General features: G+C 49.9%; 18 protein-coding genes. 13 read left to right on the top strand and 5 right to left on the bottom strand.

The genetic code is table 11. The features are described 5' to 3' along the window. Positions 1-118 precede the first annotated feature (118 nt). The 3 genes from JT719_RS03340 to JT719_RS03330 all read left to right on the top strand — a co-directional run bounded on the left by JT719_RS03340 (position 119) and on the right by JT719_RS03330 (position 3,653). Positions 119-1,204 carry a DUF4249 domain-containing protein gene (locus JT719_RS03340; RefSeq protein WP_242693060.1) on the top strand — a complete coding sequence of 362 codons (1,086 nt, stop codon included), beginning with the start codon at positions 119-121 and terminating at the stop codon, positions 1,202-1,204. 46 nt (positions 1,205-1,250) lie between these two features. After that, complete coding sequence (locus JT719_RS03335; RefSeq protein ID WP_207431051.1) at positions 1,251-2,792, top strand: hypothetical protein; 1,542 nt, start codon at positions 1,251-1,253, stop codon at positions 2,790-2,792. Positions 2,793-3,014: 222 nt separating this feature from the next. Beyond that, positions 3,015-3,653, top strand: a complete 639-nt coding sequence (locus JT719_RS03330; protein WP_207431050.1) for a hypothetical protein — start codon at positions 3,015-3,017, stop codon at positions 3,651-3,653. Between the two features lie 298 nt (positions 3,654-3,951). On the opposite strand, the gene JT719_RS03325 is transcribed toward JT719_RS03330, so the two are convergent. Then, positions 3,952-4,482 (bottom strand): GNAT family N-acetyltransferase, encoded by a 531-nt coding sequence (locus JT719_RS03325; protein WP_207431048.1) that lies wholly within the window; start codon positions 4,480-4,482, stop codon positions 3,952-3,954. A gap of 55 nt (positions 4,483-4,537) precedes the next feature. Further along, on the bottom strand, positions 4,538-5,440 hold the full coding sequence (locus JT719_RS03320) for an SRPBCC family protein (RefSeq protein ID WP_207431046.1): 903 nt from the start codon (positions 5,438-5,440) through the stop codon (positions 4,538-4,540). A 351-nt stretch (positions 5,441-5,791) separates the two neighbouring features. On the opposite strand from JT719_RS03320, the gene lepA reads away from it, so the two are divergent. The 8 genes from lepA (at position 5,792) to JT719_RS03280 (ending at position 15,570) form a co-directional block, all read left to right on the top strand. Then, on the top strand, positions 5,792-7,579 hold the full coding sequence (lepA, locus tag JT719_RS03315) for a translation elongation factor 4 (RefSeq protein WP_207431042.1): 1,788 nt from the start codon (positions 5,792-5,794) through the stop codon (positions 7,577-7,579). A gap of 56 nt (positions 7,580-7,635) precedes the next feature. Further along, positions 7,636-8,379 carry a DUF4184 family protein gene (locus JT719_RS03310; protein ID WP_207431041.1) on the top strand — a complete coding sequence of 248 codons (744 nt, stop codon included), beginning with the start codon at positions 7,636-7,638 and terminating at the stop codon, positions 8,377-8,379. 274 nt (positions 8,380-8,653) lie between these two features. Continuing rightward, a complete protein-coding gene (locus tag JT719_RS03305) occupies positions 8,654-9,289 on the top strand; it encodes a TetR/AcrR family transcriptional regulator (protein ID WP_207431040.1) in 636 nt (211 codons plus the stop codon). Beyond that, the gene (locus tag JT719_RS03300) at positions 9,289-10,662 is read left to right on the top strand and encodes a TolC family protein (protein ID WP_207431038.1); all 1,374 of its coding nucleotides are present in this window, start codon (positions 9,289-9,291) and stop codon (positions 10,660-10,662) included. Before JT719_RS03305 ends, JT719_RS03300 begins: the two co-directional genes overlap by 1 nt. A gap of 18 nt (positions 10,663-10,680) precedes the next feature. Continuing rightward, on the top strand, positions 10,681-11,721 hold the full coding sequence (locus JT719_RS03295; RefSeq protein ID WP_207431036.1) for an HlyD family secretion protein: 1,041 nt from the start codon (positions 10,681-10,683) through the stop codon (positions 11,719-11,721). Between the two features lie 3 nt (positions 11,722-11,724). Beyond that, positions 11,725-13,272, top strand: coding sequence for a DHA2 family efflux MFS transporter permease subunit (locus JT719_RS03290; protein WP_207431034.1), 1,548 nt, complete (start codon positions 11,725-11,727; stop codon positions 13,270-13,272). Between the two features lie 216 nt (positions 13,273-13,488). Further along, positions 13,489-14,370 (top strand): bifunctional 5,10-methylenetetrahydrofolate dehydrogenase/5,10-methenyltetrahydrofolate cyclohydrolase, encoded by an 882-nt coding sequence (locus tag JT719_RS03285; RefSeq protein ID WP_207431025.1) that lies wholly within the window; start codon positions 13,489-13,491, stop codon positions 14,368-14,370. A 165-nt stretch (positions 14,371-14,535) separates the two neighbouring features. Continuing rightward, a complete protein-coding gene (locus tag JT719_RS03280) occupies positions 14,536-15,570 on the top strand; it encodes a hypothetical protein (RefSeq protein WP_207431023.1) in 1,035 nt (344 codons plus the stop codon). Between the two features lie 163 nt (positions 15,571-15,733). On the opposite strand, the gene thrC is transcribed toward JT719_RS03280, so the two are convergent. Genes thrC through JT719_RS03265 form a run of 3 tightly spaced genes read right to left on the bottom strand, consistent with a single transcriptional unit; the run spans position 15,734 to position 19,431 of the window. Beyond that, complete coding sequence (gene thrC / locus JT719_RS03275; protein ID WP_207431022.1) at positions 15,734-17,053, bottom strand: threonine synthase; 1,320 nt, start codon at positions 17,051-17,053, stop codon at positions 15,734-15,736. Further along, positions 17,050-18,015, bottom strand: a complete 966-nt coding sequence (locus tag JT719_RS03270; protein ID WP_207431019.1) for a homoserine kinase — start codon at positions 18,013-18,015, stop codon at positions 17,050-17,052. Before JT719_RS03270 ends, thrC begins: the two co-directional genes overlap by 4 nt. 9 nt (positions 18,016-18,024) lie before the next feature. Continuing rightward, positions 18,025-19,431: an aspartate kinase gene (locus JT719_RS03265; RefSeq protein WP_207431018.1), complete on the bottom strand. Its 1,407-nt coding sequence runs from the start codon at positions 19,429-19,431 to the stop codon at positions 18,025-18,027. 498 nt (positions 19,432-19,929) lie between these two features. Between JT719_RS03265 and JT719_RS03260 the strand changes: the two genes are divergently transcribed. Both JT719_RS03260 and JT719_RS03255 read left to right on the top strand, forming a co-directional pair. Then, on the top strand, positions 19,930-20,583 hold the full coding sequence (locus JT719_RS03260; RefSeq protein ID WP_242693059.1) for a 7-carboxy-7-deazaguanine synthase QueE: 654 nt from the start codon (positions 19,930-19,932) through the stop codon (positions 20,581-20,583). A 3-nt stretch (positions 20,584-20,586) separates the two neighbouring features. Beyond that, a complete protein-coding gene (locus tag JT719_RS03255) occupies positions 20,587-22,512 on the top strand; it encodes an OmpA family protein (RefSeq protein WP_242693058.1) in 1,926 nt (641 codons plus the stop codon). Positions 22,513-22,649 lie beyond the last annotated feature (137 nt).

The following is a 22,649-nucleotide window of genomic DNA, read 5'->3' as shown; positions in this document are numbered from 1 at the left end:
CTTGCTCCCCTATAAACACCTAATACAAGAAGCTGATAGATTCATGCGAATGCGTCTAATGTCATTAGGACTAAAGCTAACCTTGCTCCTGGTTAGTTTTGGTTGCAAAGATCCCTTCATGCCTGAAATCAGCTCTGAGGAGTTAAGTTTACTGGTTGTGGAAGGTTCCATTCAACTTGGGCAGAGTGCAGTTACTACCATAAAGCTCTCCAGAACAATCAAGACAGAGGAAAACCTTAAACAGGCTTTCGAGAAAAATGCCAGGGTGTACATAGAAGGGAAGCAGGAGGTACGATACTTACTGGAGGAACAAGAAACAGGAACTTACCGCTCATCGCCTTTGAACCTGAGCCCCGAAGGGCAGTATCGGATCAGAATTGAAACCACAGATGGCAAGGAATACCTGTCTGACTATGTAGAGGGAAAAATTACTCCCCCAATTGATAAGGTGCACTGGAAGTGGGATCCTGACGGCTTGCGGATTTATGTGAATTCCCATGACCCCAGTAATGCTACTCGTTATTACCAGTGGGAATTTGAAGAAACCTGGCAGATCAATTCACCACTTTTATCATATTATAAATTTGAGAATGGTGAGATGGTAGCCCTAACTCCTGAAGAAACCTTCCAGTTGGCTTACTGCTGGAATAACACTACATCTAAAGATTTGATCTTAGGCACCACCACGCATTTAGTAAAAGATACCATTGAAATGCCATTAGTAACAATGGCTCACCAATCTGCCAAAACCCAAGTGAAGTATAGTATTCTAGTTAAGCAGCATGCATTGACTAAGACTGAATATGAATTCTTGGATAGAATGAAAAAGAACTCCAATGCCATGGGCTCTTTTTTTGACCCTCAACCATCAGAGACCAGAGGAAACATAACGTGTGTTTCCGCTCCAGATCAATTAGTAGTCGGTTATATAGGAGCCTACACGTGGGAGGTAAAAAGAATTTACATCAAAAGAGAAGAACTGCCAGGATTCCCCGTCCAACTTGATGATTGTAGTAGGGGAGGTTTCATTTCCCCAAATCATCCGGATAGTTTGCAGTTCTACTTTAGTTCCGGCAAGAATACTCCTCTCAAGGCAATTAAGGATGAAGATAAAATCATAGGATATTCTGGAACATTATCGTTCTGCGCAGATTGCAGAGTGAAAGTAGCGGGGTCTAGTTTAAAGCCAGATTGGTGGGAATAGGCTAAAAACATAAAATGCATAGTTGGCCAACAGAAACGTATTCTTCATGAAAAAATACATCCTCTTCTCCTATCTTTTATTATTGGAGTGTATTGCTTGGGCGCAAAGCCAACCCCAGGAGTTGTTATTGCAGCAGTTTACCAACTATCAATCCAAAGTGCTGCAGGAAAAGCTTTTTCTACACACCGATAAGGAGTTTTACCTGGCGGGAGAAATTCTTTGGTTTAAGCTGTATTATGTAGAAGGATCAACCCATCGGCCCTTGGATATCAGTAAAATAGCGTATGTGGAAGTGCTGGATAGAGATAAGAAGCCTGTTCTACAAACCAAAGTTTCCTTGAGTAAAGGTAAGGGAAACGGATCCTTGTTGTTGCCACAAACCCTCACTTCAGATCAGTACACCATAAGGGCCTATACCCACTGGATGAAGAACTTTGCACCAGAGTTCTTTTTTGAAAAGCAACTTACTTTGGTGAACACCCTTTACGCCCAAGAGGAAACCGAAACCAGGTCTAAAGAACGGAAATACGACATCCAGTTTTTTCCAGAAGGTGGCAATCTTGTGCAAGGGATTGAAAGCAAAGTAGCGTTTAGGGCCGTGAACCAGGAGGGAAAGGGAATTCGCTTTAGAGGCTTTCTTTTAAGCCATAAGAACGATACACTAGTGCGGTTTCAACCCTCCAGGTTTGGTATTGGGGCCTTCACTTTTACTCCCGTGGCAGGAATGCGGTACAGAGCCGTGATCATACCCGAAGGGGCAAAGCCGCAAATAATGGAGTTGCCTAAAGTGTTCGAGCAAGGTTATACGCTGAGCCTGGCAGAGCCCGGAAACGGTAAGATCAGACTCACGGTATCCACTGCCAGTACCGCTGCTGGTCCAACTGAAAACGTATACCTGATTGGCCATACCCGGCAACAGGCGAAAGTGGCGGCTGTTGCAGCCTTATACCAAGGGAAAGCGGTGTTTACCATGGAGGCAGGTATACTGGGCGAAGGTATCACCAATTTTACCTTGTTCAACAGTATCCAACAACCCGTGTGCGAGCGGCTGTATTTTAAAAAACCTACCCATCTTCTTTCTATAGAAGGTGGACCCGAGGCTACAACCTATGCTACCCGCCAAAGGGTAGACGTGCAACTCACAGCAGCAGACCATTTGAAGGTACCCCAGGAAGCGAACCTTTCTATGGCAGTGTACCTCTTGGATTCTCTGCAGGCTCTGCCCAAAGCAGATCTACTCAGCTATCTGTACCTTACCTCAGATCTGAAGGGAACCATTGAGTCTCCAGAGTATTATCTTCAGAACAATTCAGCAGAAACTAAAGAGGCGGTAGATCATCTTATGCTCACGCATGGCTGGCGGAGGTTTGCCTGGCAGGATGTACAGCGGGGACAAACTCCTGTTGTGAGGTTTGCCCCCGAATACGAAGGCCTGCTTCTGTCTGGAGTAATTACAGACAAAAAAACTGGCGCAAGTGCACCCAACGTTTCGGCCTTCCTTTCGGTACCAGACACCCTCCCGCAATTCTATGGAGGCATCAGCAATTCAAAGGGAGAGGTGCAGTTCAGTATATATCCTTTTACATGAAAAAAAGAGATTGTTTGGCAAACCTTGGGTACCAGTGACAAAGAATATAACCTGCCAGTTCTAAAAGACGCTTATGCCTCAGAATTCTCAGACAGGAAAATACCTGAGTTTAGACTTCCTGTCAACGTGCAGAATGCATTGTTGAGCCATAGCATCCATACTCAGGTGCAGAGTGTATATCAGCCTGAACTTTCCTCTAGGTTTTTACCAACTTCGGCTTTGGTGAAAACTCCATTTTATGGAGTTCCTGATAAACGATATAAACTCAGGGAGTACACCAATTTTCCAACCTTAGAAGAATCCTTCAGAGAATTCGTCATTGAAGTCTTAGTGAGAAAGAAATACCAGAGTTCCCATTTCTTTGCCTTTGACAAACCAAATAACCGGTACTTTGAAACCGAACCGTTGGTTTTGATTGACGGAGTACCGGTATTCAATACCAATAAAATCTTGGCTTACAGCCCCAGCCTGGTGAAGCAAATAGACTTATTGAACCGGAAATACTTCTATGGCCCATTCTCCTTTAACGGGATTGTGAGTCTTAGCACTTATGCCGGAGATCTGAAGGGATTTGAACTAGACCCAAACGCAATCATTTTTGATTACGAGGGAGTTCAGCAACAAAGAGAATTCTTCTCGCCGGTATATGAAACAAGTGCCCAGGTTAATTCCCGTTTGCCAGACTTCCGAAACGTACTTCACTGGGCCCCAAACATAAACACTAATGGGCAGGGTAAAGGAAATGTTTCCTTCTACACATCAGACAAAAAAGGTACCTACGTGGGTGTAGTGCAGGGGATGAATCAGCAGGGAGAGATAGGAGTACACACCTTTACTTTTAAAGTAGGAGAGGCCCTTTAATAAACTGCTTTGCTCCTAAAGTAATTGATGCTTTAGTTCTATTTTTAAGAAATCAGGCTGAAAATAGAAAAGCTTCAGGCCCTAATATTTTTAGGTTAACCTTTTAGAAGGTGGTTTAATCCACATTTTGTATTCTTCCTACCATGATGTAAAAGGAAGTGCATGAATAAGCATATTGCAGCAGTTTTACAGAGTTATTTTCAGTCTTTAAAAGTTTTTTTTTAATCTAATAAAAGGGTTAAACCTTTTGTTTAAGTAGTACACGATTATATGTTGATTGGAGTGACAATTATGTGATTTATGATTGTTTATTCAGTTGCAGCTTCATCATAATGTCTGTCTGTTCGTCATTTCCTAATTTGAAGATGTGCTTGTCAAACTCCACGAAGCCGTTCTTCTTATAAAAGCTGATGGCTCTTTGGTTTTCCTCCCATACACCCAGCCAGACATAATCAACGTGCATCTGTCGGGCAATTTGCATCGCCTTTTCATACAGTAACTGTCCTACTTTTTTGCCGTGAAATTCTTTTAGAACATAAATCCGTTCAATTTCGAGGGCTTTTTCGTCTTTTAACTCTGTTTGTGACTGCCCGAAGTTCACCTTCAAATAACCGATTATTTCATTGTCTAACTCCGCGAAATAAAACTCAGAGTTTTCGTTGTTTAATTCACTGGTCAATTTTTCAAAGGAAAAGCCTTCGTCTAAATACTTAGCCATGTTTTCCTCTGTGTTACTGGCTGAAAAGGTTTCAAAGAACGTTTTTCTGCCAATTTTTTGTAATTGTTCTACTTTTGTTGTGGTTGCTCTATTGATGTTGATAGTTGTCATCTCTTTTGGGGTGTTTTATATAGAGTGATTTTGCTTTGTCATCCTCTGGAACGCGTTATTTGCTTTTTGCAGTTGGCAGCAAATAGGAGTCTTCGCTTCTTTTTTTAACTACATATAAAATTACTTCCTGAAAATCGTCCATAATAAAATCGGCCCACTGTTCTGAATAGTAGTTGAAGTTAGTTGTAACTCTATAGGTGCAGCTAAGGGTTAGTTTTGTGGTGCTTTTGTCTACCTCGGTTAGTTTATATCCGCCATTTACCACATCAAAATATTCACCGCCAACCTCCACATGCTTGTCAATAGCGTCTGGCGGTATGTGGTCAACCAGGATATCGTAAGAAAAGGAGTCATATGGTTTCCAGTGAGTAATCTTTTCCCTGAACTTGATTCCTTTCTCCCAGCTGATATGCCTAATTCCGCCCACCTTTTCTTCTGACAGTTCTGATTTGATGGGTTTAGGAATGCCTATGAAGTGCGCAAAACTCCACTTCAATTCGTCATCTTTAATGGTATTTACGCTTTTGATATTATCCCAAACAGTTTGTTTGTCTGCGTGGATGAGTATATCTGTGTGAACCGTTCTGAAGGAGGTGGGGCTATTAAATTGCGATTCTAAAGGAGCAAAAAGGAAGGGCAGGGTCAGGAAGATGTTTAATGTCTGCTTTTTTCTTTTTGAACTGTCTATAATCTCACCCATGGTAATCCCGCCAATGCTGGCGAAAAGCAGGAAAGCTGGCAACAGCATTACAACACAAACCGAGGCCTCCAGATAGGTGATCAGGGTGGTAAGCAAAAACGCCAAAATTGTTACCCAGGGCATAAAAATCCTGAACAGCCTGGAGGTTTTCTGGCTTTCATTCCCAAAGTAGACGGTAATGGCACCAATCACGGCAGGCACTCCAAACAGGAAAGCAACCGACATTGTCTTAAACTGCTCTATTACTTCGGTTTCCATCAGTAGGCGTGCCACCAGACCGTAAGCAGTACCTAAAACTAATCCAACTATTATAGCTCTGTACTTCATTATTTTACTAAAGGCTAGCTCCTGTACAAAAGAAGGTAGCTCAGGTGATAAACAGGTGTAGGGCGTATCCTTTTGCTCTGTAGCTGAAGAAGGTTGCCCGGAACAAAGCGCCCAAGGTACGCTGGTACCATCAGTTTATAAACGGAAAGTACAGTTTCGGCCCTACTTTCTTAAAAACAGGCACAAAACGCTCTCCTTCTAAGAAAAAGTAGCGTACATCAAGAGAATCCCGTTCCTGCTGCCCGCTTTATTTTGTATCTTTGTTCCTTGTAACTGATTTCTATGAAGAACATCCGCAATTTTTGCATCATTGCGCATATTGACCATGGTAAAAGTACCCTGGCCGACCGTTTATTGGAATTTACCCAGACGGTAGCCGAGCGGGAAATGCAAAACCAGCTGTTGGATAACATGGATCTGGAGCGGGAACGGGGCATCACCATCAAGAGCCACGCCATCCAGATGAACTATCATTATAAAGGCGAAGACTACGTTCTGAACCTCATTGACACCCCTGGCCACGTGGATTTTAGCTACGAGGTTTCCCGTTCCATTGCTGCCTGTGAGGGTGCGTTGCTCATTGTGGATTCCTCTCAGGGTATTGAGGCCCAGACTATCTCAAATTTGTACTTAGCCATTGGCAACGACCTGGAGATTATCCCGGTTCTGAACAAAATTGACCTGCCTCACTCCATGCCAGAAGAGGTAAGTGACCAGATCATTGACCTGATTGGCTGCGATAAAGAAGACATCATCCATGCCTCTGGGAAAGCAGGTATAGGGATTGAGAATATCCTGAACGCCATCTGTGACCGCATTCCGGCGCCGAAGGGTGACCCTGAAGCGCCATTACAGGCTTTGATTTTTGACTCGGTGTTCAACTCATACCGCGGTATTGAGGTGTACTTCCGCATCATGAACGGTACCCTGCGCAAAGGCGATAAAGTAAAATTCATTGCTACCGGCAAGCAGTACGAAGCCGATGAGATTGGCGTGCTCAAACTGAACCAGGAGCCCAAAGAAGTCATGGGCGCAGGCAACGTGGGCTACCTGATCTCGGGTATCAAGAACGCGAAGGAAGTAAAAGTGGGGGATACCATCACCCACGCTGCTAACCCAGACACTATCCAAATCCAGGGATTTGAAGAAGTAAAGCCCATGGTATTTGCCGGGATTTATCCGGTAGAGACCTCAGAATTTGAGGAACTGCGGAACTCCATGGAGAAACTGCAACTGAACGATGCCTCCTTGGTTTGGGAGCCGGAAACTTCTGCGGCCCTTGGTTTCGGGTTCCGATGCGGCTTCCTGGGCATGCTCCACATGGAGATTGTGCAGGAGCGTCTGGAGCGTGAGTTTGACATGACGGTAATCACCACCGTACCGTCGGTACAGTTTAAGGTGTTCACCACCAAAGACGAGGAAATCAATGTAAGTGCACCGTCTGAGATGCCGGAGCCTAACTACATAGACCACATTGAGGAGCCGTTCATCAAGGCGCAGATTATCTCCAAGGCCGAGTACATCGGCCCCATCATCTCGCTCTGTATGGACAAGCGCGGTATCCTGAAGGCGCAGAACTTCCTGACCTCTGACCGGGTGGAACTCATCTTTGAGATGCCGCTGGCCGAGATCGTGTTCGACTTCTTTGATAAACTCAAAACCATCAGCCGCGGCTACGCTTCCCTGGACTATGAACTCATCGGGTTCCGGGAGTCGCACATGGTGAAGCTGGACATCATGCTCAACGGCGAGAAAGTAGACGCCCTGAGCGCCATCGTACACCGCGACAAAGCGTATGACTGGGGCAAGCGCCTCTGCGAGAAACTGCGTGAGCTGCTGCCGCGCCAAATGTTCGAGATCGCTATCCAGGCCGCTATCGGGCAGAAGATCATCGCCCGTGAGACCGTGAAAGCCCTGCGTAAGAACGTATTGGCCAAGTGTTACGGCGGGGATATTTCGCGTAAACGGAAACTCCTTGAAAAGCAGAAAAAAGGTAAGAAACGCATGCGCCAGGTAGGCAACGTGGAAATTCCGCAGGAAGCCTTCCTTGCAGTTTTGAAACTAGACTAACATCTTTAAACCCGGAGCCTCGGTTCCGGGTTTTTTGTTTCCTTTAGCCAAGTTCTATGCCGTTTACCTTTTCCCATCCCGCGGTCATTCTTCCTTTCAAATCAGTATCGGGCGAGAAAGTCTCTCTCACGGCATTGGCGCTGGGGAGCATGGCCCCCGATTTTGAGTTCTTTTTCAGAATGCGGGCCGAAACGGACATCAGCCACACGTTGCGGGGCATTTTCCTGTTTGACATTCCGGTGATCATTGCCATGGCGTTCCTGTACCATTGCTGGGTAAGGAACGCGTTTATTGATCATCTGCCCCCGTATTTCCAGAAGAAGTTCTCCGTCTACAAAAACTTCCATTGGCCGGCTTTCTTCAGGCAGAATTGGTTAATGGTAATCACGTCGGGTTTTCTGGGGGTGGTGACGCATCTTTTATGCGATGATTTCACCCACCATTACGGCTGGACCGCCAACAACTTTGGCTTCTTAGCCGCGCACTACCAGATCTTCGATACGCCGGTGCCCGGGTATCATTTGCTGCAGTACGTCAGCAGCCTGCTTTTGGGCCTCATTCTGATCATTGAAGCCCTGTACTTGCCCAACGGGCCCTCCAACTGGAGTGCCAAGGCGTTCTACACATATTGGGGAGTGGTGATTCTGATCACCGTGCCCACTTTTGTGCTGCGGTTCGCGTTGAGGGACCGGGAGTTGATCATGGATGACATCATCATGACTGCCATTGCCGCCGGGCTGTTGGGGATTGTGGTGGCTTCCACGGCTGCCAACCTATTCTGGGAGAAAACCAACGCCTGAGTTTTAAATAGAAATAGGAACGCCTCAGCGTTTTAGGGCTACTTTGAAAGAAACTGCCCTAAAACGCTGAGGCGTTTTCTTGTAAAATGGCCTTCCTGGTTTCTTCCATAGCTGTATTGTGCTTCAGGTCACCTGGCTTCCTCAGTCACTTAGACCATTCCTGGCAAACTAATCTTCCTTATTCCTAAGCAATTATCGCGAAGCGGGAAACAAAAACGAAACTCACCTTGTTAATTAATCAATCGATTGATTAATTTTGCGCCACTTAAAAGCAATGGCAGAAAAAGAGAAAATAGACAAGAAAGAGCACCTGCTGAATGTGGCGGAACGCGTGTTTGGTGAGTTGGGCTACGATGGCGCTTCTACCCGGCTGCTGGCCCAGGAGGCAGGCATGAACATGGCCATGCTTAACTACTACTTCGGGTCCAAAGATGGGCTACTGAAGGCGGTGGTGGAGCGCAGGATGGCCAGCACCCGCAAAAGCTTTGAGGAAATTGCGCTGCAAGACATTTCCTCCTGGGATAAAATCACGCAGGTGGTGCAGCTCTACGTGAGTAAGGTGGCCACCAGCAAATACTTCCACAAGATTATCTTCCGGGAAATCTCGGTGCTAAGGCCTGGTGGTACGTCAGAAGTGACTGACTTTGTGCTGGAAAACCTTTACGCCAACACCATGCACGTGCAGCAGATTCTGGAAGAAGGCATCAAGAAAGGGGAGTTCCGCCCGGTGGATGTGGAAATGACCATCGCCAGCATATTCGGGACGGTGAACTACCTCATCAACTCGCGCCGGTTAGCCTCCAAAATCCTGAACATGGACTTGCTGGATGATCAGGTGCTGCAAGAAGAAATGAAGCCACGTTTGCTTGCATACCTACACGATTCTCTTAAAACACACTTACTTAAATAATGAAACCGAAAACCTATGCTTCTCCTGAGCGCCCTTCCATAGGACGCGGAGTCATTTCGGCCGCCGTCATTGGTGGGTTAAGCTTTATGATGGCGTTTGCCCAACCCGCGGCGGCGCAGGAAGCAAAGCACCTGAACCTGCAGGAAGCGGTGCAGCTAGGGGTACAGAACAGCAAAGTGCTGCGTTTTTCCCAGACCAAAATTGACCAGGCTATTGCCCGCTACAACCAGGTGAAAGACGAGGCCAAGCCAAAAGCCAGCGCCAGCTACACCTACAACCACGCCGAGATTCCGACGAACGTTTTCCAGATGTCTAAAGAGGCGGAGCCCATGTACTTCCCTAAACGGGCCGATGCCTTCCTGGGAACGCTGTCGGTGCAGGAGGTGATTTTTGCCGGGAACAAGCTGAAATACGCCAAAGAATCTACTGATTTGATGGCGCAGGTAGCCCGCCTGGATGCCGAGAAAGACAAAGACGAAATCGCCTACCAGGTAACCAACGCCTATTTCAACCTCTACAAACTACAGCAGAGCCAGAAAGTAGTAGCGCAGAACCTGCAAGCCATTGACAAGCAGATCAAGCAGGCGCAACGCTTTTTTGAGCAAGGCATTGTGACCAAAAACGATGTGCTCCGGTTCAAACTGCAGCGCAGCAACGTGGAGCTCACCGGCGCCGATCTGGAGACCAACCGCAAAATTGTGGTCTACAACCTGAACGTGCTGCTGGGCTTACCGGAAACCAACGAGCTCATTGTAGACGAGGTAACTGCCCCTGACGGACGCACTGTTTCCCTCGCCGCTTACCTGGATTCTGCCCTTACCAACCGGGAGGAACTGCAGGCCATCGCCCTGAACAGCAAAGCCGCCGACAACAACATCAAATCCATTAAAGCCGATGCCTTGCCAGCCCTGGTAGCTTCTGCCGATGCCTATCACATCAATCCCAGCGGTTCCATTATTCCGCCTAGCCATGGTTCACTGGCCATTGGAACGGTGGGTTTAACCGCCGCCTGGAACTTTGACCGCCTCTGGACCAATAAAAACAAGATCGCCGAGGCCAAGATCCAGAAATCACAGCTTGACATCAGCCGCGAACTGACCACTGATCAGGTGAAAACCGAGGTGAACCAGAACTACCAGAAATACCTGCTGGCGCTGGACAAGATCAACATCCTGCAGACCTCCATTGCCCAGGCCGAGGAAAACGACCGCAGCGAGGCGTCGCGCTACACAAACAAAGTAGCCTCCGCTACCGACCGGATAGATGCCCAAACCCGCTTGTACCAGGCGCTCATCAACCTGGAACTGGCTAAAGCCGATGCCGGGCTTGCTTACTATACCCTACTTAAATCAACCGGAAACATCACTAAATAATTACAGAGCACAACCAGAATGGAAACCGAGAAAAAGAAATCCAATAAAGTTATCCCTATCATCCTGGGCCTGGTCCTGATCATTGGCGGGTTCTTTGGCGTGAAAGAATACCTGTACTACAGCAAGCACGAAGACACCGATGACGCCCAGATAGACGCCGACATCAGTCCGGTGGTGGCCCGCGTGAGTGGCTACGTAGATTCCATCATGTTTGAGGAAAACACCCACGTAAACCAAGGCCAGATATTGGTGAAACTGGATGACCGCGACTATGCCATTAAAGTAGAGCAGGCTTTGGCTGCCCAGCAAGGGGCCAGTGCCAGCACCGGCGTAAACCAGGCCCAGATCACCGCCACCGCTGCCAACGCCACTACCGCCAAAGCCAACATTGAAGCTACCCGCGTACGCCTCTGGAAAGCCACCCAGGACTACAACCGTTTCGCCAACCTGATCAAAGACGGCTCTATCACGCAGCAGCAGTTTGAGCAGGCCAAAGCCGAGCGCGACGTGGCGCAAGCCAATTACCAGGCGGCACAGGACCAGTACAAAGCCGCTTTGCAGCAGGTGAACACCACCCGTACGCAGTTGACCGTAACCAACACCGGCGTAAACCAGCGCCAGGCCGATGTGGATTTTGCCAAATTGCAGATGTCCTACACTACCATCTCGGCTCCGGCCAGCGGCATTGTGTCTAAGAAAAACGTGCAGAAAGGCCAGTTGGTGCAAGCCGGGCAAAGCCTGTTCTCCATCGTGAACGACAACAGCATCTATGTGACCGCTAACTTCAAAGAGACGCAGCTGGAGAACATAAGAGAAGGCCAGAAGGTGAACATTGAGGTAGACGCGTTCCCAGAAGCCAAAGTGGAAGGGGAGATCTACAACTTCTCACCGGCTACGGGTGCTAAGTTCGCGCTGCTGCCGCCAGACAACGCTACCGGTAACTTCGTGAAAGTGGTACAACGTGTGCCCGTAAAGATTAAAATCAAAGCCGATCCGGAATTGATGAAGCGCCTGCGCCCCGGTATGAGCGTGAAAGCATCGGTCCTGACGCAGGAATAAGCCATGGCAGAAACGGGTTTAAAAAAATGGGCCATCACCATTACGGTGATTACCGCCGCGCTGCTGGAGCTCATTGACACCACCATCGTGAACGTGGCCATGCCCCAGATCCAGGGGAACCTGGGCGCCACACTGGAAGATGTGGCCATGATTGTGACCGGGTACGCCGTTGCCAACGTGATCATCCTGCCTATGTCGGGGTGGCTGGGGAGCAGGTTGGGCCGGAAGAACTACTTCATGGCCTCCATCATCACCTTTACGGTTTTTTCCTTCCTCTGCGGAAACGCCACCAGTTTAGAAGAACTGGTAATCTTCAGAATCCTGCAAGGGTTGGCCGGGGGCGGACTGCTGTCCACTTCCCAGTCCATCTTGCTGGAGACCTGGCCCAAAGAGCAGGTAGGAACCGCTACCGCTTTGTTCGGGTTGGGGGCTGTGGTGGGACCAACGTTAGGACCCACCATCGGGGGCTACATCACCGACAACTACTCCTGGCCCTGGATCTTCTACGTGAACGTTCCGGTGGGTATATTGGCAACCGTGGCTACCTACACGTTCATCAAAGCCACGCCTAAGGAAACCGGAGGTAAACCCGTTGACTGGTGGGGCATTCTCTTACTGGCCATTGCGGTAGGTAGTTTGCAGATTGTGCTGGAGAAAGGTGAGACCGAGGACTGGTTTGCGGCCACCTACATTATTGTATTATCTGTAACGGCGGTCATTGCCACGCTGCTCTTCATATGGCGCGAAACCAGCATTGACTACCCCGTGGTGAACTTCAAGATCATGCGCCACCGGAGCTTCTCTATCGGGATGTTTACTTCGTTTGTGCTGGGCTTTGGATTGTACAGTTCTATGTTCGTGTTCCCGGTGTTCACGCAAGGGTTGTTGGGCTTCACGGCGCAGCAATCGGGTAAACTGTTGTTGCCGGGCGGTCTGTTCACCATCATGATGATGCCGTTTGTGGGTAAAATGCTGCAGAAAGGCGTACCGGCTCAGTTCATGGCTACCGCCGGAATGCTGCTGTTTTTCCTCTTCGCCATGATGATGAACGAGTCCACCTTAGGCTCTGGTACGGGTGACTTTTTCTGGCCTCTGGCGATCCGCGGAATAGGGATGTCCTTGCTGTTCGTGCCTTTGACCACGCTGGCCATTCAGGACCTGAAAGGGGCCGAGATAGGGCAGGGGACCGGTCTCAATAACATGATGCGCCAGTTGGGCGGCTCCTTCGGGATTGCGGCCCTGACCACGCTCATTCACGTGCGGTCGGGCTTCCACCGGAACAACCTGCTGGTGCACATTAATGAGTACAACCCGCTTTTCACCCAACGGTTCAACGGCCTGATGCAGAATTTCCTAAGCAAAGGTTATTCGTTCATGGAGGCCCAAAAGGCTGCCTACAAAGCCATTGAAGGCATGGTGATGAAGCAGACGGCGCTCTTGTCTTACACAGATGCGTTCTGGGTATCGGGCATGATCATGCTTTGCTCCATTCCGCTGCTGTACCTGCAGAAGTTCAAGAAAGGCGTGAAGATGCCGGTAGACGCGCACTAAGCCGTAGAAAACTGAAATCTGTAAGAACCCGTTTCAGCGCTGTTTTCCCAAAACCGGCGCTGAAACGGGTTCTTCCTTTTAGACCGCTGGCGTAGAAACTTATACTATTCCGTTAGCCGGCTACTAGTCTGGCAAAACTCTTGAAAAAAGATAAGGCACTTTCCTGAATGGCTTGTACTTTTGGTTTTCGTATCATCTCTTCATTTCTTGTTACCCATGATCCTTTTAGACGGAAAGAAAACCTCCGAAGCCATTCAAAGCGAGATAGCCGCCGAAGTTGTCAAAATCAAAGAGCAGGGCGGTAAAGCGCCTCACCTGGCGGCAATTCTGGTAGGCCACGACGGCGGTTCCATGACCTACGTGAACAACAAAGTACTGGCCTGCGAACGCGTGGGGTTTGACTCTACGCTTCTGCATTACGAGACAGATATCACCGAAGAGGAATTATTGAACAAAATCAGAGAGATAAACGAGGACGCGAATATTGACGGGCTGATTGTGCAATTACCGCTTCCTAAGCACATTAACCCTAACATGGTGCTGGAGGTAATGGACTATAAGAAGGACGTGGATGGTTTCCACCCGGTGAACGTGGGAAGAATGGTAGCGGGCTTACCGGCGTATTTACCGGCTACGCCTTACGGCATCATGCAACTGCTGGAGCGCTACAACATTGACACGTTTGGCAAACACTGCGTGGTAGTAGGCCGCAGCAACATTGTGGGCACGCCCATCAGCATTCTCATGAGCAAGTGCACCAATCCCGGCGAAGCTACCGTGACCATCTGCCACCGCAACACCGTGAACCTGGCCCACCACACTCGTCAGGCCGATATTCTTATTGTGGCCGTAGGCAAACCCGGCCTGATTACCGAGGACATGGTGAAAGAGGGCGCCGTGGTGATTGACGTAGGAACCACCCGCGTGCCAGATGCCACCCGCGAAAGAGGCTGGCGTTTACGCGGCGACGTTGATTTTGAAAAAGTAGCCCCTAAATGCAGCTACATCACCCCGGTGCCGGGCGGCGTTGGTCCCTTGACCATTGCCATGCTGCTTAAGAACACTCTACGCGCTGCCAAGAAAGAAGTGCATTCCTAAGGTTCTTACCTGATTTAATAAAAAGCCCTACGTTAGCCTGCCTGACATAGGGCTTTTTCCTTTTTCAGCTGTCTTGCATGGGAACTTCGGAAATTTTACCCCGGGGTTCTCTTATTCACCCCTACATGAGCAAAATGGTTTATTCAAAAACAGAGAACAAACGTCATGTTAACCAATTGGAACCCTAACTCATGCGGGGAAAAGCAGAGCAAAACAGTTGCTCATCAGTTTCTATTCGCACTATTAATCGCGTTTTCCGCCTTCTTAAGTAGTTGTGCCTCAAACGACGATGAAGGCGGTGGAGTAGTGGATATCTCGGAAGTGAAGATCACCTCGCTGAACAAGAACCAATACTTTCCTGGCGAGACCATGGTCATCAAGGGAGAAGGCTTTGGTACCGATGTTACGGTAGGTTTCTGCAAAGGCAATAACTGCCGGATTGTCTCAGCCAAGAGAATCAGCGGCCAGGAACTGGAAGTAGCCCTTGGGAATGAGATAGTCACTGGTGAATATACAGTTCAGGTCACTTCCCATGACCGGATTTCAGACAAAGTAGCCTTTAAATTCTTTGCCAAAGCGCCTGCTACTATTACCTCGGTAGACCCGGTGTTGATCCGCTTTGAGACAGATGTCCGTTCTTTTGATTTTGTGGTGAGAGGCACCAACTTCCTACCAGATGCTGATGCGTACCAGGTAGCCTTGGAGCATAACGGAAAGGTTTTCCCGTACGTGAAAGTAAAGAGTGCTACGGCCAATGAGTTGGTCCTGTACCTCAATTTTCAACCTCATCCAGAGGAGATCCCTTATACCATAAATGGCGTGGAAAGCACCATCAGGCTGAGTATAGGTGGTGAAATAATAGAGTCAAAGTTCAAAGCGTATCCTGAGCCGAGGGTAATGAGCTTTGGGGCGAGACCCTTGAAAGTGACTCCCAATACTCCGTTCACGCTGGAGGTCTACGGCGAGCACTTTGATCTGTCTCAACAGCTTTTCCCCATCCGGTTAGGGCTGCGCACCCAAAATCTGGATCCTGTACAGCCACCGGTATTCGGTCAGGTTACCCTGCGGCAAGAAAACAAGATCAATGCTACGTTTGAGAACGGCTTACCTGCGGGTGTATACTACCTAAGCGTGGAAACCAATGGCCAGGTAAGGCATTGGACCGGAACCGCTACCAGTTGGCGGTTGAAGGTGGAATAGCCGTCATTTTATTAATTAACACCATTATTGAAGAACCCCGTTGTTTCAGGGATGATTTTTGTAAATCATTCCTGAAACAACGGGGTTATCTTTTTTATAGGTATTCAGTTTTCCTGTTTTGACCCATTTTCTAGAAACCAGGTCTCAAACAGAAGAGCGGCTTTTACAGCGTTCCCTCTTTGTGCTGCTGCATGAGCAGTAGTTTCAGGCCGGCAAAGTCGTTGGGTAGGTCGGTGACTTGCTTCTGTTTGTTCAGGAACACTTGTAGTTGCTCTGGCAGCAGTACTTCCTGACCCAGCACGTCTTCCATGCTTTTCTTGAACTTTGCAGGGTGAGCCGTTTCCAGGAAAATGCCGGGTGTTTTCAGCTCCGGCAATAACTGACGCAGGCTCAGGTACCCGATGGCGCCGTGCGGGTCCATCATGTAACCGGATGCCTGGTGCACCAACTGAATAGTGCCTCTGATTTCATCGTCATCGGCCCAGAAACCTTTTACCACTTTTTTCAGGGCGAACAGATTGTTCTGGAACAGTTCCTGGATGCGCGGGAAGTTGTTGGGATTACCCACGTCCATGGCATTGGCAATGGTACACACCGACGGAGCAGGCGAATACACCCCGGTTTCCAGGTAATCAGGCACAATGCGGTTCAGGTTGGTGGCTGCCACAAAGTACGTCACTGGTAAGCCCATCTGCCGGGCCATTAGGCCCGCCGCCAGATTCCCGAAGTTTCCGCTGGGCACGGAAATGGTAACCTGTTCCGCCTCGGGATCCAGTTTTTTCCATTGGCCCCAGGCGTGGAAGTAATACACCATCTGCGGAAGCCAGCGGGCTACGTTAATGGAGTTGGCCGAGGAAAGATTGCGGTGCTGGTTCAGTTCTTCGTCTGAAAACGCTTGTTTCACCAGGGCCTGGCAATCGTCAAAAGTACCTTCCACGGCAACCGCGCTGATGTTCTGACCCAGCGTAGTGAACTGCATTTCCTGGATATGGCTCACGCCGTTTTCAGGGTACAGCACCACTACGTCAATGTTGTCCAGCCCCAGGAACCCGTTGGCTACAGCGCTGCCGGTATCACCGGAGGTAGCCACCAGTACAGTTACCGGTCTGCCGGGCTCGGCAAAGGTTTGCAGGCAGCGCGACATGAACCGGGCCCCCACGTCTTTGAACGCGCAGGTTGGGCCATGGAACAATTCCAGTGCATAGATGTCTTTCTCCACTTCCACCAGCGGAATAGGGAAGGTGAACACCTCGTCGCAGATCTGCCGCAACGCCTCAGGGGTGAGGTCCGGCGTTACAAAGGGTTGCAGCACCTCAAACGCAATCTCGGGCAGCGATAAAGAGGGCAGCTGCTGAAAGAATTCGGCGGGTAACGTAGGAATTTCTTTCGGGAAAAAGAGCCCTTTGTCCTGGGGCAAGCCTTTGATCACGGCTTCCTTGAAGCTCATTTCCGCGGTGGAGTCATTGGTACTGTAGTACTTCATAGAGGCAGAGCGGGTTGAAAAGTGGATTGTGCCACCAGGCGAACTCCTTGTTCCGGCACTTTGGCTACATACGTTTTGGTGTCTATGCCGCTGCCGGCGTACACGGCTTCCATGGCTTGCTTCACAGCCTCGGCTTCTTGCTGACTGGCGGACAAAGCGAAGATGGAAGGCCCAGAGCCCGAGATACCAGCACCTAGGGCACCGGCACAGATGGCGACTTCTTTTACTTGCTTGAATAAAGGAATGAGTACGGAGCGCTCAGGCTCAAAGATTTCATCGTGCAGGCTACGGGCAATTAAACCATAATCCTTTTTCAAAAGCCCCGCCATCAGACCAGCCAGGTTTCCCCACTGCCGGATGCCTTTTTTCAGAGGAATCTCTTGTTTCAGGATGCTGCGGGAAAGCGAGGTTTTCAGCTCAATCTGGGGATATAAGATGGTGCAGTACAGCTCCAGCGGCACGCCCAGCGGAACCACATCCAAAGGCTCGTAATCACGCACCAGCACGAATCCGCCCAAGAGGGAAGGAGCCACGTTATCGGCGTGGGCTGAGCCCGAGGCTTTGCGCTCGCCTTCCATGGCGTAAACCACCAACTCCTGGGTGGTGAAAGGAGAACCAAGCAATTCGTTTACGGCAAAAGCGGCGGCGGCGGAACTGGCGGCACTGCTGCCCAACCCGCTACCCACCGGCATGCCTTTGTGCAATTGCAGTTCTACTCCGTGAGAAACATTTAAAGCCTCCAGCATTTTCTGGGCCACTACGCCAATCACGTTCTCAACTGGGTCGGCGGACAAACCTTCAATGCCGTGAATGGCCGAGATAGTGATGCCGGGAGCATCGGTTTTGCGGGCCCACACTTCATCGCCGGGTTGGTCTAAGGCAAAACCCAGCACGTCAAAGCCACAACACACGTTGGCCACGGTGGCAGGGGCATAGGCTTTGACAAAATCGTCTTCTTTCATAAAGTATTGTTAAGCCAAAGCGGCTTCTGATTGTTCTGGAACAGATAGAAAAAACTTGTCGTGGAGCAGGTTCACGGCACGGTGGGCGTCGTTGGTATTGAGTACCACGGAAATGATGCGTTCCGTAGCGCCCTGCGCAATGGCCCTGATGTTGATGGCATGGTCACCCAGCAGAGAGAAGGCTTTGCCCGCAATGCCCGGTTGCTGAATCATGCCATTGCCCACAATGGCAACAATGCTCATGGGGGTTTCCAGGGCCACCGGGTTCAATAGATTCTGGGCAATGTCCTCGGCAAACTCCTGTGAAATAGCCTGCACCGCCTTTTCGCCCTCTACTTCCGCAAAACCGATGGTGATGCTCTGCTCCGAGGAAGACTGGGTGATGAAGTAAATATTGATGTTCTCGGCGGCCACGGCTTTAAACAACCGCATGGCAAAACCCGGTACGCCCACCATGCCGCTCCCGCTCACCGTCAAGACCGCCATGTGGTCAATGCAGGAAATGCCTTTCACGTTCTGGGCACTTGGCGCTGGGGTGGCCGAGATGAGCGTTCCTTTGTGGCTGGGGTTGAAGGAATTTTTTAGCACCAACGGGATTTTGGCCGAGACCAGTGGCGCGATGGTAGGCGGGTACAAGACCTTCGCCCCGAAATAGGCCAACTCCATGGCTTCTTCGTAACTCAGTTCCTCAATGGAATAGGCGGCGGCGGCTTTGCGTGGATCGGTGGTGTACATGCCATCCACGTCTGACCAGATCTCCAGCAACTCGGCGTTTAAGGCCGCGGCGTAGAGGGAGGCGGTGTAGTCGGAGCCTCCGCGGCCCAGTACAGTGGTTTTTCCCTCCACAGATCGTGCAATGAAACCGGGTGCCACAAGGAGCGCCGCGTTTGGCAGATTCTCCTGCATGGCCGCGTAGGTTTTGGCCAGGTTCACCTTCGCGTTCAGGTAATTGCTGTCTGTCAGGATGAAGTCGCGGCTGTCTACCAGGGTGTTGGGCAAGCCGTGGTGCTGGAAAGCTTCTGAGACAATGGCTGAGGAGAACCGCTCGCCGTAGGCCATCACGCGGGCCTTGGTGCAATCGCTGAGTTCGTCCAGCAGGTAAATGCCGCGGCACACATCCTCCAACTCCCGGAAAATCAGCTTAATGCGGCCTTTGATTTCAATCTGCTGGTTCATGGGTACCAACTCTTCAATAGCTTCCATGTGTTTGGTTTCCAGTTGGGTCAGCAGGTCCAGGTAAGAAGTGTCCTGGGCAGCGGCCTTCTGGTACAGGCTAATAAGGGTGTCCGTGACTTTGGACATGGCAGATACTACCACCAGCATTCTGGGGTTTTCTTTCTCTTTTAGAATAGAAATCAATTGGCGGATGGCAGCTGCGTTGGCCACGGAGGTGCCACCAAATTTCAAAACCAGCATGGAATCAGGCTTTAGGGAAAACGATAGTTACTACGATGAATTCTGGCCCTAGGCCGAAAAGGCCAATAGAATTTGACCTGTTGATTGGACGATATGTACAGCTATACCCCCGTAGGGGTAATGGTAATAATAGCTGTGAAAAACGTGAAGGTAAAACCATAGGTAGCCCACCCTCCGCAGGAAAGGAAGGAAAGAACAGGTGCTATGTTGTTAGGTTTTACCATTGATGCCGGCAATATCTGAAAATATTTGAAAGAACAAGTGTTAGCCTTTGAAATTTTTTATTTGAAATTGGGAGTTTTATTGCCAAACTGCTTTCTGCACATTGTGGCCCGGAATAGTTACCTTTGCATTGTCCAGCAAAATAATACCAGTAGGGAAAGGGCTTTACGGCCGCAACTAATAGCACAGGTTGATTGTTGGGATCTTTGAACTAGTACCGTTTTGGCCCTGTTTTCCTGGAAACTGGCCAAGAACACCACTGCTTAATTTCTTATCTTGGAAACTACGTTAGATACAAAAATAGCCTCGGTGCACACCGTACCCAAAGACGGCACCAAACTTCCCTTGATGGAGCATTTCTACACGCTGCAGGGAGAAGGGTACCATACCGGCAAGGCCGCTTACTTCATCCGCCTGGGAGGCTGTGACATTGGATGCCACTGGTGCGATGTAAAAGAATCATGGGACGCCAACCTGCACCCGCTCACCGATACCGACTGGATTGTGGCCCAGGCCGAGCAGTTCCCCGGCAAGGCTGTGGTGGTGACCGGCGGCGAGCCGCTGCTGTACAACCTGGATTACCTGACCTCGGAACTGCAGAAGCGCGGTATCCAGACGTTTATTGAAACCTCGGGGGCTTATCCTTTGAGCGGGCAGTGGGATTGGATCTGCCTTTCGCCCAAGAAATTCAAAGGGCCGCACCCCAGCGTTCTGCCGCATGCCGGTGAACTGAAGGTGATTGTTTTCAACAAAAGCGATTTTGCCTGGGCCGAGGAACATGCCGCCCAGATGGGTCCAGATACCCGTTTGTACTTACAGCCCGAGTGGAGCAAAGCCCCTCAGATGATGCCGCTTATTGTGGAGTATGTGAAGGCAAACCCTAAGTGGCGCATCTCGTTACAAACCCATAAATTCCTGAACATCCCTTAGCCCATGCTGCGTTTTCCGCGTTTTTACCTGTTTCTACTTTTGGTTCTGGGAGTAGCCCTCCCCTCTGCGGGGCAGAAAGCCGCCAGCGGTTCTTCCAACAACAAGGCGCAGAAAGCTTACGAAGAAGGCATACGGTACGTGCAGGGCCGGAATTTTGAAAAGGCGCTGGAGTCGTTTGGGGAGGCCGTAAAACGCGATACTGCCTTTGGCGAGGCTTACGTGCAGGCGGCCGGGTTGTACCGCATCATGCAGAAACCCGAAGACGCTTACCAGTATTACCGCAGGGGACTGCCTAGGATGCCAGTACAGGCCAGCTTGGCAAACGATTACTTTAACTATGCTGAACTGGCGTTTGAGCGAGGCCAATACGAAGAGTCTTCCGTTTTTTACCAGAATTTTCTAAAGTACGGCAAAAAGGGCACCAAGCAGTCTCAGCACGCCACCCGGCAACTCAACAATGTGAAGTTTGCCCAGCAGGCCGTAAAGCAACCGGTAGATTTCAAACCCCAGCCTTTGGGAGCGAGTGTCAATAAGTTTGGGTTGCAGTATTCTCCGGTGCTCACCGCCGACCAGAAAGCGCTGTTATTTACAGCCCGCGAAGGAAGCGGCCCGCTGGATGACGAAGACCTATATCTGGCGTACCTCAAAGAAGGGCAATGGCAGGACCCCGTTTCGGTTTCTGAGATGATCAACTCAGAGTTGAACGAAGGGGCGGCCTCCCTTTCCGGCGATGGGCGGGTGCTGGTGTTCACTTCCTGCAACCGCATTGATTCCTACGGCTCCTGTGACCTGTACATCAGCTACCGCGAAGGCAATGAGTGGAGCAAGCCCAAGAACATGGGCCGCACCGTGAACACCACCGCCTGGGATTCTCAGCCCAGTCTTTCCGCCGATGGACGTACCATTTACTTTGCCTCAGACCGCAAAGGTGGACAGGGTGGCGAAGATCTCTGGGTCACCAAACAGCAGGATGACGGCAACTGGACTGCCCCGATAAACCTGGGACCTAAGGTAAACACCCCCGGCCGCGAGAACTCACCGTTTCTGCACGCCAGCGGCAACACCCTTTATTTCGCCACCGATGGTTTGCAGGGTATGGGCGGTCTGGACCTCTTTAAAGTAGACCGCGAGAAAGACGGATGGGGTACGCCCGTGAATATGGGGTATCCACTCAATACTCACCGTGACGAGAATTCCATCTTCATTTCACCAGACAACAGAACAGGTTACTACTCAGGGCAATCTGCCGCAGGAGGTAAAGTGGAAGTAGCGCTGCTCCAGTTTGAGGTGCCAGAGGTTTGGAAAGGAAAAACCATATCTTCGTTTGCCCAGGGGAAAGTGTTTGATGCCGTAACCAAGAAGCCCCTGAAAGCCACCGTACAGGTATATGACCTGGATTCGGCGAGTGTGATTACCCAACAGGTAAGTTCTGACCGAAGCACCGGCGAGTACACCATCGTTCTGAACCAGAAACAGCGGTATGCCCTGTATGTGACCGCGCCAGACCACGTGCTGGAAAGCCGGCATATTTCGGCCACGTCCACCTCGGCTCCCTTGGCCTTGGATTTCTACCTGCAACCGCTGAACAAGGGCGCGAAGGCTGTCCTGAGCAACCTGTTCTTTGATACCGGGAAAGCCACCCTTCGGCCAGAGTCGCGCACCGAGCTGGACAAACTCTTCCAGTTCCTCAAGGCCAATCCTAAGATCAAAGTAGAAATTGCCGGCCACACCGATAATGTAGGCAAACCAACGGCCAACCAGACTTTATCGGAGGCTCGGGCGAAATCGGTGGTAGCGTACCTGGTGTCTAAAGGGGCCCCGGCTTCCATTTTCCAGGCAAAGGGGTATGGCCAGACCCAACCCGCTGCACCCAACACCTCGGAGGAGAACCGACAGCTGAACAGAAGGATTGAGTTGATAATCCTTTAGAAAAAAATAATTGCAGGTTCAAAAACAATCCGGTTCCTGGCCGGTTCTATTATCAGCAGGATGAACTTGGTTTAGTTGTTAATGAAAAGGCGGCAGGAGAAATTCTCCTGCCGCCTTTTTTTTGCCTGTTTTCCTGA

The sequence above is a fragment of the Sabulibacter ruber genome (assembly GCF_017355955.1).
Classification (GTDB): domain Bacteria; phylum Bacteroidota; class Bacteroidia; order Cytophagales; family Hymenobacteraceae; genus Nibribacter; species Nibribacter ruber_A.
The sequence above is the reverse complement of the archived record's forward strand: the minus strand, read 5'-3'. Positions and strand labels throughout refer to the sequence as shown.

What these genes read in the sequence shown, in the direction of transcription:
- thrC (WP_207431022.1), bottom strand. Translation starts at nt 17,053, where the DNA reads ATGAAGTACTACAGTACCAATGACTCCACCGCGGAAATGAGCTTCAAG.
- JT719_RS03320 (WP_207431046.1), bottom strand. Translation starts at nt 5,440, where the DNA reads ATGGAAACCGAAGTAATAGAGCAGTTTAAGACAATGTCGGTTGCTTTC.
- JT719_RS03290 (WP_207431034.1), top strand. Translation starts at nt 11,725, where the DNA reads ATGGCAGAAACGGGTTTAAAAAAATGGGCCATCACCATTACGGTGATT.
- lepA (WP_207431042.1), top strand. Translation starts at nt 5,792, where the DNA reads ATGAAGAACATCCGCAATTTTTGCATCATTGCGCATATTGACCATGGT.
- JT719_RS03300 (WP_207431038.1), top strand. Translation starts at nt 9,289, where the DNA reads ATGAAACCGAAAACCTATGCTTCTCCTGAGCGCCCTTCCATAGGACGC.
- JT719_RS03255 (WP_242693058.1), top strand. Translation starts at nt 20,587, where the DNA reads ATGCTGCGTTTTCCGCGTTTTTACCTGTTTCTACTTTTGGTTCTGGGA.
- JT719_RS03340 (WP_242693060.1), top strand. Translation starts at nt 119, where the DNA reads ATGCCTGAAATCAGCTCTGAGGAGTTAAGTTTACTGGTTGTGGAAGGT.
- JT719_RS03270 (WP_207431019.1), bottom strand. Translation starts at nt 18,015, where the DNA reads ATGAAAGAAGACGATTTTGTCAAAGCCTATGCCCCTGCCACCGTGGCC.
- JT719_RS03280 (WP_207431023.1), top strand. Translation starts at nt 14,536, where the DNA reads ATGTTAACCAATTGGAACCCTAACTCATGCGGGGAAAAGCAGAGCAAA.
- JT719_RS03295 (WP_207431036.1), top strand. Translation starts at nt 10,681, where the DNA reads ATGGAAACCGAGAAAAAGAAATCCAATAAAGTTATCCCTATCATCCTG.
- JT719_RS03285 (WP_207431025.1), top strand. Translation starts at nt 13,489, where the DNA reads ATGATCCTTTTAGACGGAAAGAAAACCTCCGAAGCCATTCAAAGCGAG.
- JT719_RS03325 (WP_207431048.1), bottom strand. Translation starts at nt 4,482, where the DNA reads ATGACAACTATCAACATCAATAGAGCAACCACAACAAAAGTAGAACAA.
- JT719_RS03335 (WP_207431051.1), top strand. Translation starts at nt 1,251, where the DNA reads ATGAAAAAATACATCCTCTTCTCCTATCTTTTATTATTGGAGTGTATT.
- JT719_RS03305 (WP_207431040.1), top strand. Translation starts at nt 8,654, where the DNA reads ATGGCAGAAAAAGAGAAAATAGACAAGAAAGAGCACCTGCTGAATGTG.
- JT719_RS03265 (WP_207431018.1), bottom strand. Translation starts at nt 19,431, where the DNA reads ATGCTGGTTTTGAAATTTGGTGGCACCTCCGTGGCCAACGCAGCTGCC.
- JT719_RS03310 (WP_207431041.1), top strand. Translation starts at nt 7,636, where the DNA reads ATGCCGTTTACCTTTTCCCATCCCGCGGTCATTCTTCCTTTCAAATCA.